The organism is Streptomyces varsoviensis (assembly GCF_000718635.1).
Classification (GTDB): Bacteria; Actinomycetota; Actinomycetes; order Streptomycetales; family Streptomycetaceae; genus Streptomyces; species Streptomyces varsoviensis.
Map to the genome: position 1 here is coordinate 43908 of NZ_JOBF01000024.1, position 12599 is coordinate 56506.

The 12599-nt window shown below is 73.3% G+C and carries 10 protein-coding genes; 4 read left to right on the forward strand and 6 right to left on the reverse strand.

Annotated features, from left to right (window positions below):
• Positions 1–7 precede the first annotated feature (7 nt).
• From IF55_RS28495 to IF55_RS40160, 6 genes are all read right to left on the reverse strand, one after another.
• Positions 8–403, reverse strand: a complete 396-nt coding sequence (locus IF55_RS28495) for a cupin domain-containing protein (protein WP_030891980.1) — start codon at positions 401–403, stop codon at positions 8–10.
• A complete protein-coding gene (locus tag IF55_RS28500) occupies positions 400–1443 on the reverse strand; it encodes an SAM-dependent methyltransferase (RefSeq protein ID WP_030891978.1) in 1044 nt (347 codons plus the stop codon). Before IF55_RS28500 ends, IF55_RS28495 begins: the two co-directional genes overlap by 4 nt.
• Positions 1444–1581: 138 nt before the next feature.
• The gene (locus IF55_RS28505) at positions 1582–2706 is read right to left on the reverse strand and encodes an NAD(P)/FAD-dependent oxidoreductase (protein ID WP_048832647.1); all 1125 of its coding nucleotides are present in this window, start codon (positions 2704–2706) and stop codon (positions 1582–1584) included.
• Positions 2699–3658 (reverse strand): cucumopine synthase-related protein, encoded by a 960-nt coding sequence (locus IF55_RS28510; protein WP_048832648.1) that lies wholly within the window; start codon positions 3656–3658, stop codon positions 2699–2701. Before IF55_RS28510 ends, IF55_RS28505 begins: the two co-directional genes overlap by 8 nt.
• Positions 3659–3884: 226 nt before the next feature.
• Positions 3885–5006 carry an NAD(P)/FAD-dependent oxidoreductase gene (locus tag IF55_RS28515; protein WP_078645382.1) on the reverse strand — a complete coding sequence of 374 codons (1122 nt, stop codon included), beginning with the start codon at positions 5004–5006 and terminating at the stop codon, positions 3885–3887.
• 71 nt (positions 5007–5077) lie between these two features.
• Positions 5078–7099, reverse strand: coding sequence for an IS701 family transposase (locus IF55_RS40160; protein ID WP_048832650.1), 2022 nt, complete (start codon positions 7097–7099; stop codon positions 5078–5080).
• An 800-nt stretch (positions 7100–7899) separates the two neighbouring features.
• Between IF55_RS40160 and IF55_RS28525 the strand changes: the two genes are divergently transcribed.
• From IF55_RS28525 to IF55_RS28540, 4 genes are all read left to right on the forward strand, one after another.
• Positions 7900–9087 carry a 3-deoxy-7-phosphoheptulonate synthase gene (locus IF55_RS28525; protein ID WP_398245085.1) on the forward strand — a complete coding sequence of 396 codons (1188 nt, stop codon included), beginning with the start codon at positions 7900–7902 and terminating at the stop codon, positions 9085–9087.
• 112 nt (positions 9088–9199) lie between these two features.
• Positions 9200–9970: a 2,3-dihydro-2,3-dihydroxybenzoate dehydrogenase gene (locus IF55_RS28530; protein ID WP_030891962.1), complete on the forward strand. Its 771-nt coding sequence runs from the start codon at positions 9200–9202 to the stop codon at positions 9968–9970.
• A 27-nt stretch (positions 9971–9997) separates the two neighbouring features.
• Positions 9998–10621: an isochorismatase family protein gene (locus tag IF55_RS28535; RefSeq protein WP_030891960.1), complete on the forward strand. Its 624-nt coding sequence runs from the start codon at positions 9998–10000 to the stop codon at positions 10619–10621.
• Positions 10618–12564, forward strand: a complete 1947-nt coding sequence (locus IF55_RS28540; RefSeq protein WP_030891958.1) for an anthranilate synthase family protein — start codon at positions 10618–10620, stop codon at positions 12562–12564. Before IF55_RS28535 ends, IF55_RS28540 begins: the two co-directional genes overlap by 4 nt.
• The last annotated feature ends 35 nt before the right edge of the window (positions 12565–12599 follow it).

The following is a 12599-nucleotide window of genomic DNA, read 5'->3' on the forward strand; positions in this document are numbered from 1 at the left end:
GGGGAACTCACAGCCGGTCTCCCACCAGGATGCCGAAGCAGTAACTCCCCACCGCCGCCTCCAGGGTGAGGAAGCAGTGCTCGCTGCCCGCCGGAATCCGCATCACCGCCGGTGACACCAGCTCGTGGCGGGCCCCGTCGAGGCGGACCTCGATACGGGCCTGGCCCGGTTCGGGCGAGACGAGGAGGTACAGCTCGTCGACGTCGTGCGTGTGCGGGGCGGCGACGGGCTTGCCCACGAGCCCGCTGAGTTCGCCGCCGGCGAGCTGCACCGGCAGCCCGCCGAACATGTCCGCCGTGAGGTAGAACGGCGCGGGCTGGTGGTGCCCGGCGACCGCGAGCGGGACGGGCAGCGCGGTGATGATCTCCGCGTCCGCCCCGGTCGCCCGGGCCCGCGCCGTCACGCCGCCTCCAGGACGAACAGATACGTGTGCGGGGCGCCGAACGGCACCGTGCGGCGCAGCCGCATCCCGCCCCGCTCGAAGAGCCGCTCGTACGCCTCGCGGGTGTGGATCGGCACGCCCATCAGCGCGTGGGCGAGTTCGAAGCCGCTGGAGAAGACCGGCAGCCGGGAGTCCTCGCCCTCCCCGCGCGGCCGGATCGTGGTGTCGCCGAGCAGGAAGGTGTGCGCCTGCGGGAAGGCCTTGCGCAGCCGGGGGACGACCTCCTCGCGGCGCCGGGGATCGGCCAGCAGGTCGTGCAGGAACATGAAGCTCATCACGACGTCCGCCGTGTCGCCGCCGTCGACCTCGTGGTCCTTGAAGAGGATGTCGAGCACGTCCGCGCAGACCGGCTGTACGACGCCGGCGAGGCCGTGCCCGGCGACCGTCTCGTGCGCGAGCTCGGTGGCGGGCCGGCTGATGTCGACGCCGATGCCGCGGCTGCCGGGCCGGTCCTTGACCAGCCGGGAGACCCGCTCGCTGATGCCCGCGCCGAGGTCGACGAGGGTGTGGAAGTCGATGCGGGCGATCTCCTCGTCGAGGATGTGGCGCATCAGCGCGGTGTCCGCCTGCGCGGAGCCGAGCGCGACCATGGCCTCGTCGCGGTGCAGGTCGGCGCCGAACCGGCGGTCGCCGCGGGCGAGCGGCGCCGCGTTGGCGAAGACATCGTGGTAACCGCCGACGCCCCAGGTGAAGAAGCCCAGGGCCCGGACGGCGTCCTCGCCGACGGCGGTCGCCCGGACCTGGCCGCCGTGGACATCGAGGTACCCGAAGGAGTCCGCGGCCCGTACGAGCGCCTGGAAGACGGCGGGGTCCAGCGCGTGCTGCTCGCAGTACGCGGAGATGTCGAGCGTGTGCTCCGCCGCCAACCGCTGGAAGACGCCCAGCCTCTCCAGCGCGTGCAGGACGTTGGCGCAGATGTAGCCGTTGAAGGCGGTGTCCGGATTCAGCGGGGCCAGTGCCTGGCCCCGCCACTGTGCGGGGAGTGCGTGTGCCGACGACAATTCACACCTCTCAGATCTTTCACCGCGGGTACCGGGGGCACCGGCGGGGCGATGGCGAGGACCGCCCCGGCCGGCGCCGTCCCGCGGCTGGGGGAGCGGCGGGCGGCCGTCAGCGGCCGCCCGGCGCGGGGAACGTGCTCAGGCCGGCATCAGCGCCAGGTTGGTGGCGAGGGAGAAGGGGGTGAGGTCGATCTCCGGCGCGACGCCGCGGTGCAGATCGCGGATGACGCGGCCGGCGGTCGGCGCGTGGGCCAGGCCGTGGCCGGTGAAGCCGGCCGCGAAGAGGATCCGCTCGTGCTCGCCGTCGCCCCGGCCGAGCAGCCCCGACTTGGTGGGGGTGACGTCCAGCGTCCCGGTCCAGGCGCTGTGCAGCTTGGCGCCCGCCGCCTTCGGATACCACTTCGGCAGCTCCTCGACGGCCGCCTCGAACCAGACGTCCCGCAGGCCCTCCTGCTTGGAGATGCGCTCCAGGCCGACCAGGAAGCCCTTGCCGCGCCCCATCGTCTTCAGGCCGGAGACCGGGTGGAAGGTGAAGGGCATGTCGGTGTCGGCCTCGCGCTCGGCGAGCGGGTCGGTGTAGAGCAGCTCGGCGAACTGGCCCCACACCGGCAGCTCCATGCCGGCGAGCTTGGCGACCTCACCGCCCCACGGCCCGGCCGCGATGACGATCGAGTCCGCGGTGAACTCGCCCACGGTGGTGGACACGGCCCCGGTGCCGGCGTCGATGCCGGTCACCTCGGCGCCGGTCAGCAGCCGGGCGCCGAGCTTCGCCGCCGCGTCCGCGTACCCCTTGACCATCGCCTCCGGCTTGACGCGGTAGCACTCCGGGGACCAGACCGCCGCCTCGATGGTGGCGGCGTCCAGCCAGGGGTTGTACTCGACGGCCTGGGCGGCGGTGAGCAGCTTGACATCGGCGCCCGCCGCGCGGTGGGCCGGCAGCAGCGCCTCGATCTCCGCCGTCTGCTCGGGGCTGGTCAGTATCGTCAGCAGGCCGAGGTGCTTGAGTCCGAGGTCGGTGTTCATCGTGGCCGCGAACGAGTTGAACTCGGTCAGGCCCCGGACCGCCAGCTCGCTGTCGTGCGGCTTCTTCGGGAAGTAGGTGCGGAACGCCCGCGCGGTCTGCGACGTGGTGGCCGTGCCGAACTGGTCCTTCTCCAGCAGGAGTACGTCGATGCCGGCCTTGGCGCAGTGGTAGGCGATCGACACGCCGACCACGCCGCCGCCGATGATCAGCAGCTCGGTGGAGTTCTTACGGTCAGGCATGCGCGCTCCTCGTGATGTTCGGGCGGAACGTCCAGGTGTCGCCCTCCAGCTCCCATGGGAAGAGCTGGAGGTTCCAGGCACCGAGGGCGTTGGTGTAGGTGGCCATGTGGGAGAGCAGCGCGATGAAGTCCTCCTTGGAGGAGGTCTCCCCGATGGCGGCGACCACCTCCTGGGTGAGGTCCCACAGCGTGTTCAGCCCGCAATAGCCGAGGAATTCGGTGGGCTTGACGAGCAGGATCTTGGCCAGCTCGACCAGCGCGGAGAGCGGCACGTCGGTCAGCCGGGCGGCCCGTACCAGCCCGGTGTGGGACACGTAACCCAGCGGCCGCGTCTCGCCGTTGATGCACACGAGCGTGGTCAGCACCGAGCCCTTGGTGCCGGCCCCGGTGTCGAAGCGGCCCTCGTGCGCGGCGATCAGCTCGTCGGTCGGCTCGATCAGGACCCGCTCGGTCTCCGCGGCGATCCGCTCGATCAGGTCGCGGGCCCGCGCGGACTCCGCCGGCATCCGCCGCACCCCATGGCCGGCCTCGCCGTCCACCCGGCGCACCTGCGCGAGGATCGGGGCGCCATCGCCGTGCACGGCGTCCCAGACCATCTGGCCGACCTTCGGCAGCACGTCGAGGTCTTCCGGGACGACGGAGCCGATCGGCGCGGTGGGCATCGGCTCGGTCAGCTCGCCGTATTTGATGGTGAGGTGCTGCACCGCGGAACAGAACACGGTGCCGTCGGGCTGGATCTTGCGGTCGACCTTGTGGTCCGGCACCGCGTGGAGGAGGTCGTGGGCCGGCGGAACGTGATAAATGCAGTCACCGGCCACGAGCGCATGCCCCTGCAATGTCTGATAAGGCAGCGACGCCCAGAGCGGTTCGACGAGTTGGGCATTGCGGCGTTCGTCGAGAGTGATGCGCACCTTGGCGCCGATCGACGGCCAGGCGATCTCGATTTGACGCATTATTCCTACCCCGTTCTACGGTTCGGAGGGCCGGTTGGACAGCGACATCGGGAAGCTATCAGCGGCCGTAATCGCACGGTAGGGAAATTTGCTCCGGCCCCCGGAAAGGCCGCTTACTTTGTCACGTCGATATCCCGGTGATAAAGCTGGTGTTTGTCAGTTCGGCGGGCGCCGCCGGGCCTTTTTTGGTATTTCGGGGCCCGACTTGACACAGCCGGGGGCCGGTTTATTCCCCGGCTCGGGAATTCTCAGCGGTGAGTGCGAACGGCGTGAGATCGACGCCGGGGGAGCGGCCGAGGTACAGATCGCGGATGATCCGGCCGGTGGCGGGCGCCTGGCCGAGATCCTGACCGGTGTACCCGGCCGCGACGAAGATCCGCTCGTACGCGCCGCCCGCCCGGCCGATGCACGCCGTACGCGCCGGGGTCACGTCCACCGTCCCCGTCCAGGCGCTGTGCAGTCCTGCGCCCCGGAGCCTCGGGTACCGCGTGGCCAGCTCCTCGGCGGCCTCCTTGAACCACACGTCCCGCAGCCCCTCCTCCCGGGAGACGCGCTCCAGGCCGACGAGGAAGGACCGGCCGGCGCCCAGCGTCTTCAGCCCGGAGGCCGGGTGCACGGTGAAGGGGACGTCCAGCGCGCCGCCCTCGGAGGCGATCGGATCGGTGCGGAACAGCTCGGCGGTCTGCGCCCACAGCGGCAGCTCCAGCCCGGCCGACGCCGCGAGTTCGCCGCTGCCCGCCTCCGCCGCGAGGACCACGGCCTCCGCGGCGAACTCCCCGCGGGTCGTCGCGACGCGCCCGCTCCCCGCGTCCAGCCCGGTCACCGTTTGGCCGGTCAGCAGCCGGGCGCCGTGCTCCCGCGCGCCCGCGGCGTAACCCCGTACCACCGTGTCCACGTCGAGGAGGTACGACTGCGGGCACCAGAACGCGGTCCCGGCGCCGGCCGGGTCCAGCCAGGGGTGGCGCGCGCGGGCCTGGTCCGGGGTCAGCGGTTCCAGCGCCACGCCGGCGGCGCGCTGGTCCGCCGCCTCCCGCTCCAGCTCCGCGGCCTCCGCCGGGCCGGTCGGCACCACCAGCCATCCGACGTCCGAGACCACCAGGTCGGCGCCCCCGGCCGGTTCGAACGCGCGGTACTCCGCGAGGCCACGCACCGTCAGCTCGGAGTTGTGGACCTTGCCCGGCTGGTACGTGCGGACCGGGCGGGGGGCCGGCGCCGCGGCGGCCCCGGCGGCGCTCGGATCGAGCAGGACGGCGTCGATGCCCGCCCGCGCGCAGTGATAGGCGATCGACAGCGCCGTCACGCCGCCGCCGATGATCAGCATGTCCGTGGTGTTCCGTCGGCCGGGCATGAGCCCCCCTGTCGATGAGGATTTCGGGTATCGGGAATTCAGGTGTCGGGAATTCAGAAGAGGCGGCGGTGTCACGCGTGGACGGACCGGTAGTCGGTCCGGGCCAGCAGCCGTACGAGATGCGCGATGGACGCGAGCGTGACGTGCCGGTGCCAGCCCGGAAAGGACCGGCCGCTGAAATCCCAGATGCCGACGTTCCGGGAAACCGATTCCAGATCCCGGTCCACCCGGCGTACCAGCGTCGCCAATTTCAGTACGGTCGCGGCCGACACCGTCGTCAGCGTCGTCAGCCACAGCTCCTCGCACACGTTCTCGCCCGCCGGGCTGACCGCGATCAGCCGCAGCGGGGCCGCCGCCCCCGGATGCCGCTGGTCGGCGCCGGCGGGCCACTGGACGTCGACGGTGGTGATCAAGTGGCCCCGCTCGACCGCGGGACCGGGGCCGCCGACCGGCCGGCGGCGGAACCGGGCCGCCTCCGCGATCCGGCGCGCGGACAGCGGCCCGGGTATCCGGTGCCCGGCCAGCGCCGGGTCCTTGACCCGTAACGGCAGGGTCGCCGAGACCCGTACGAGCAGGGGCACTTCGGCGGCGTACAGCGGCCACAGGAGCTGGGCGCTCTCCATGTCGCGCCCGTCGAGCACCACCGGCCGGTCGGGGCCCCCGGCGCGGGCCGAGACGCGCAGCAGGGCCTGGGTCGTGCACTCGCCGAGGGACTCGCCGCCGATGCCCTCGGGCATCCCCGCCCGCGCGCGGCGGTGCGCGTCCTCGACCCACTCCCTGGGCACCTGGAGGCGCCAGCTCACCGGGGTGCCGGCGGTTTCGGAGACCGCGAGGACGCCGACCGCCTGCTGGCCGTTGACGGCCTTGCCCCGCGTCGGGCAGAACCGCCGGCTCACCGCCACGGCCTGCCGGCCCGCCTTGGGGATCAGCACCGGGCGGATCACCCACGCCTCGGGCTCCATGGTCCGCGCCACGTACCGGGTGAGCGCGGTGCGGACCGGTTCCCAGTCCCAGGTGGAGTCGCTGATGAAGTGGTGCAGCCGCTGGTCGATGCCGGGGGCGTCGGCGAAGGCCGCGATGTTCCGGATGGTCTTGCGGCCGGGGGTGTCCAGCAGGCCCCGCAGATACTGGCGGGCCCTCAGCCGCTGGTCGCGCCGGGTGAGCGTGGCGAACAGCTCGTCGCAGACCCGGTCGAGTACCAGCTCCGTCGCGTCCGCCGCCTCGGCCCGCGCCCGCCGGGGCGCGAGGTCGCCGGGGGCGCGCGGCGCCGGGACCGCCGGGCCCCCGGGCGCCGGGACGGCCGAAGCGGGCGTCGGGACCGCCGGGACCGCCGGCGGCGGGGCGGCCGAAGCGGGCGGCGCCGCTGCCGGGCTCCGCGGGCCGCTGCCGTACGGAACGCCGGGCAGCTCCGGCAGGCCCCGGCGGAGCCGGTTCAGCACGTCGACGACGGCACGCGGATCGAGTTGGAACTCCCGCGCCACCTGGTGGACCGGCGCGCTGGGCAGCGGCGCCGGGGCCCTGCCGGGGAGCGCGGGGCGCACCGGCGGCGCGGCCGGGCGGGGGCGCTCCAGCGGGACCAGATTGGCCGGCGGCGCGTCGGGAACGCCCAGGCCGCCGCGGAGCGCGCGTACGGTCCTCGGGTCGAGTCCGGTCACCGAGGCGATCGTGCGGTCCGGCCAGTGCGGGCGGGAACCGAGGATGCGGGTGGCCGCCACGGTGCGGTCGTCGAACGAGAGGGGCATGCCGTGCCGGGCGTTGGACGCCACCGCGGCGACGAACGCGTCCTCCTCGTCCCCGTCGAAGAAGACGACCTCGATCGACTGGTCGCCGCGGAGCTTCGCGGCCTTCAGCCGGTGCATTCCGTCCAGAATCCGCATCGTCTCGCGGTGTACGGAGATGGGCGGGAGGTCGAACGGCGACTGGGCGAGCGTGGTGACGTATTCCTGGTCTTCGCCGTGCGCCCGGAGGTTTTCCCCGCGCCGCAGAATGCGGATGGGAATCGTATAGGTCCGCGGGGGCGTCGGCGGCTCCGGCGGAGAAACGGCCCCGCTCGCGCTCTCGGCGTGAGTGACCGCAGCTTGATCCCAGCGCATCGGTGTCCCCTCATCCAGTGAGTCCGTAACGGTGTGCCTGGAGAACGCGAAAAGGTGGGGTGGCCGGGACGGTTGAGCCGCACGCCCGACGCGTGAGGGAACTCCGCCACGCGGAGCGGACTCCGCCACGCGGGTACTGGATTTCGAGAGATTCCCCCGCGAATCCCCGGTTCCTGCTGAATTGGCCGATCTTGTCTCAGGTTATACAGGCCCTCGACGGACAACAAGTGCGAAATGACCACCGCGCCGACCGGGCCGCGAATTCCCTCTTCCCAGTCGGACGGGGCCAGTTGAACGGTCCAGTTGAACGAACCACGTGAACGGGCCGGGCGAGCGGACCAGTTGAACGGACCAGTCGGACGGGGCGGCCTCCGAATGCCCAGTCGGACAGAAGACGTCGAAACCGCGGAATGCAAGGCCGCGGCCGGCAGCCGTTCCGGACGCTACGTCGCGCCGACACCGCCCGCAACCAAGTGGTGCGGCCACCCAACCGCTCGGCAGCATTACCGGAACCGCCGGAGAGGCGGCCCGCCGGCCACCGGATTTCCCTTCCGGGGCGCCCCGGACACGCGCCCCGCGGCGGACCTGATGTGGAAGCACCTCACCTGACACAGACCCCGACGGACATTGGCCCCGCCGCGCGACGGCCATAAGACTGAAGCGCAATCAGCCGACCACTCGACCGATGAGGCCCGACCGCGCCGTTCCGCCGCCGCGCCGGCTTTCGCCGACGGCCCATGCCGCCGAATCCCGGCGATCCGCGCGGCCGGACATCCGTCGGGCAAGTCCGGGAGATCACCGTGCTCACTCGTTCATCGCTCAAGGACGCATCGGCCGCCGATCCCCTCGACCTGGAGCCGGGGCCGGCGGGACAGCAGCCCCAGTGGCCCGACGCGGCACTGGCCCGGCGGGTACGCGGCCAACTCGCCACCCTCCCGGGGCTGCTCGACATCGACGAGGTGCTCGCGCTGCGCACCCGGCTCGCCGCGGTCGCCGCCGGCGCCGCCCTGGTGATCCAGGCGGGCGACTGCGCGGAGGACCCCGCCGACTGCACCCCGGACGGCGTCGCCCGCAAGGCCGCGCTGCTGGCGCTCCTCGCGGACCGGATGGCGGAGAACACCGACCGGCCGGTGCTGCGGGTCGGCCGGCTGGCCGGGCAGTTCGCCAAGCCCCGCTCCGCGCCGACCGAACGCGTCGGCGGTCTCGAACTCCCCGCCTACCGCGGGTACATGGTGAACGCCCACGAACCCGACCCGGAGCGCCGGCGCCCCGACCCGGCCCGTATCCTCTCCGGCTACCGGCTCGCCGGCACCGTCCTGCGCCACTTGGGCCGGCCCGGCCGCGGCGGGCACCCGCCTACCGCGCCCGAGGTGTGGACCAGCCACGAGGCCCTGCTGCTCGACTACGAGCTGCCGATGGTGCGCCGCTCGGCGTCCGGCCGGGCCTGGCTGTCGTCCACCCACTGGCCGTGGATCGGCGAGCGCACCCGGCAGGCCGACGGCGCCCATGTCGCCCTGCTCGCCCAGGTCGTCAACCCCGTGGCCTGCAAGGTCGGCCCCGGCATGACGCCGGGTGAGCTGCTGGCCCTGTGCGAACGGCTCGACCCGCGCCGGGAGCCGGGCCGGCTCACCCTGATCACCCGCATGGGGGCCGACGAGATCGGCGGCCGGCTGCCCGCCCTCGTCGCGGCGGTACGGGCCGCCGGGCATCCGGTGATCTGGCTGTGCGACCCGATGCACGGCAACACCGTCACCACCCCGGACGGGCTCAAGACCCGGCTGCTGCCCCGGATCGTGCGGGAGGTGACCCGCTTCCAGGACGTCGTCGCGGGCGGCGGGCTGCACCTGGAGGCCACCCCCGACGACGTCACGGAATGCGCCTCGGTCTGGGCGGACGTACCGCACGTCGGGGACCGGTACACCAGCCTCTGCGACCCGCGCCTCAACCCGGACCAGGCCGCCGCGGTCGTCTCGGCGTGGCGGGCCTGACCACCGGCCGGCCCGGGCCCGGCGCGCAGGACCCGTAGGACCTGTAGGGCCGGCAGGACCCGAGGACCCGCAGGAACTTCCCGTAGCACAACCAGCGATGGAGGTCTGAACCATGGAGAACGCAGTCGCCCTGGTCACCGGGGCAGCGGGCGGCATCGGAGCGGCCGTGGCCCGCGCGCTCGGCGGGCGGGGCACCCGGGTGGCCGCGGTGGACCGGGACGCCGGACGGCTGACCGACGTGGTGGGGAAGATGGCCGCCGACGGCCTGCCCGTCCACGCGTTCCCCGCCGACGTCACCCGCGCCGCCGAGGTCGACGACCTGGTGGACGGCGTGGAGAACGCGCTCGGGCCGGTGGACTACCTGGTCAACGCCGCCGGCGTGCTGCGGCTCGGCCCGGTGCGCCGGCAGACCGACGAGGACTGGGCCGCGACCTTCGCCGTCAACACCACCGGCGTGATGCGGGTCTCCCGCGCGGTGGTCGACCGCATGGTGCCCCGCTCCCGCGGGGCGATCGTCACCGTGGCGTCCAACGCGGCCGGCACGCCCCGCGTGGGGATGGCGGCCTACGCCGCGTCGAAGGCCGCGGCGACGATGTTCACCAAGTGCCTGGCCCTGGAGGTCGCCCGGCACGGCATCCGCTGCAACGTCGTCGCCCCCGGCTCCACCGACACCGCGATGCTCCGGTCCATGTGGCAGGACGACACCGGCCCGCGGGCGACGATCGACGGGCTGCCCGAGGTCTACAAGGTGGGCATCCCGCTCGGCAAGCTGGCCCGGCCCGCGGACATCGCGGACGCCGTGGTCTTCCTGCTCTCCGAACAGGCCGGGCACATCACCATGCACGACCTGACCGTTGACGGCGGCGCCACCTTGGGCGTGTGAGGAGCCTTGGGCGTGAAGGAGATGGCCATGGCAGGGATACCCACCATCGAGCCCTACCCGATGCCGGCCGCGGGCGACCTGCCCGAGAACGTCGCCGGGTGGAAGGCCGACCCCGCGCGGGCGGTGCTGCTCGTCCACGACATGCAGCGCTACTTCCTGCGCCCGTTCCCGGACCCCGTCCGCCGCCGACTCGTGCGCAACACGGCGCGGCTCCGGGAACACTGCGCGGGACTCGGCGTCCCCGTCGCGTACACCGCCCAGCCGGGCGGGATGACCGACGAGGACCGCGGCCTGCTCAAGGACTTCTGGGGGCCCGGCATGCAGGTCGACCCCGCCGACCGCCGGATCGTCGACGAACTCGCGCCGGCCCCGGACGACTGGCACTTCACCAAGTGGCGCTACAGCGCGTTCTTCCGCTCCGACCTGCGCGAGCGCATGGCCCGGCACGGCCGCGACCAGCTCGTCGTCTGCGGCGTCTACGGGCACGTCGGGGTGCTGGCCACCGCGGTCGAGGCGTTCACCCACGACCTCCAGACGTTCCTCGTCGCCGACGCGATCGGCGACTTCTCCGCGGACCACCACCGCCTGACCCTCGCCTACGCCGCCCAGCGCTGCGCGGTCGTCACCACGGTCGAGGGGCTCGGCGCATGAGGGGACCCACGAGGCCCAGGACACTGGTGGCGCCGGACCCGCTCGACCTGGTCCTCTCCCCGCGGCCCCCGGCGTTCGCGCTGATCCACCGCCCGGAGCGGGCCGGCGGCGGGGGCGGCGGGGTGTTGGACGTGCTCGTCGGCGAGGTGTCCGCGGTGAACGCCCTGGCCGACATCCCGCTGCCCGAACCGGCCGGCGGCGCGGGCCACGACGTGCTGGTGCTGGTGCCGTTCCGGCAGCTCGCCGAGCGCGGTTTCGCCTGCGCCGACGACGGCGAACCGCTGCTGGCGATGACCGTCGCCGCACAGGCCGAGGTGGGCTGCCACGAGGCCCTGGGGCGCCTGCCCGACCTGCCGACCCCGCTCCGCGGCGAGCACTTCGACCTCTCCGACGACGCCTACGCGGACCTGGTGCGTACGGTCGTCGCCGAGGAGATCGGCCGGGGCGAGGGCGGCAACTTCGTCCTCAAGCGCTCCTACGTCGCCCGGATCACGGACTACACGCCCCGGCACGGCCTGTCGCTGTTCCGCCGGCTGCTCCAGCGGGAGGCGGGCGCGTACTGGACGTTCATCGTGCACACCGGCGACCGCACGTTCGTCGGCGCCACCCCGGAGCGGCACATCAGCGTGCACGGCGGCGCCGCCGTGATGAACCCGGTCAGCGGCACCTACCGCTACCCGCCGGGCGGCCCGGACCTCCCGGAGCTGCTGGCCTTCCTCGACGACCGCAAGGAGACCGACGAGCTGTACATGGTCCTCGACGAGGAGCTCAAGATGATGGCCGGGATCTGCGCCGGCGGGGGCCGCGTCGTCGGCCCGTACCTCAAGGAGATGGCCCGGCTCGCGCACACCGAGTACCTCATCGAGGGGCGCACCGACCGCGACCCGCGCGAGATCCTGCGGCGGACGATGTTCGCCCCCACCGTGACCGGGAGCCCGCTGGAGAACGCCTGCCGGGTCATCAGCCGGTACGAACCGGGGGGCCGCGGCTACTACAGCGGGGCTCTCGCGCTGATCGGCCGCGACGGTGGCGGCGGCCGCACGCTGGACTCCGCCATCCTGATCCGCACCGCCGACATCGACCGGGGCGGCCGGCTCCGGATCGGGGTCGGGGCGACCCTGGTACGCCACTCCGACCCGGCGTCCGAGGCCGCCGAGACGCGGGCCAAGGCCGCGGGGCTGCTCGCCGCGCTCCAGACCGACCGGCCCGCGCGCCTCGCCGACGACGAGCGCGTCCAGACCGCGCGCCTCGCCGACGACCGGCGCGCCCAGGCCGCGCTCGCCCGCCGCAACACCGGCATCGCCGACTTCTGGCTGGCCCCCGTGGACCGGCGACGGTCCCCTCGCCGCGCGCTGGACGGACGCCGGGTGCTGGTCGTGGACGCCGAGGACACCTTCACCGCCATGCTGTACCACCAACTCCGTTCACTGGGCCTGGAGGTGACGCTGCGTCGGTTCGACGAGCCGTACGGCCGCGACGGGCACGATGGGTACGACCTGGTCGTCATGGGCCCGGGGCCGGGCGACCCGCTGGACGTCGCACACCCCAAGATCGCCCATCTGCACGCCGCGATCGGCCAACTCCTCGCGGAGCGGCGCCCGTTCCTCGCCGTGTGCCTCAGCCACCAGGTGCTCAGCGCCCGGCTCGGGCTGGAGGTGGCCCGCAAGGACGTGCCGAACCAGGGGCTCCAGCGGGGCATCGACCTGTTCGGCCGCCCGGAACGGGTCGGCTTCTACAACTCCTTCGCCGCCCGCAGCGACGACGACAAGATCGAACTGCCGGAAGGCGGCGTGGTGGAGATCAGCCGCGACCCGGCGACGGGGGAGGTGCACGCGCTGCGCGGGCCCCGGTTCGCCTCGATGCAGTTCCACGCGGAGTCCGTGCTCACCGTCGACGGCGTCCGCATCACCGCAGACCGGATCGGGGAGGCCCTGGGCCAGTGACGGGGCGCGCCGGCGCGAACGAGGGAGGGGGCCCA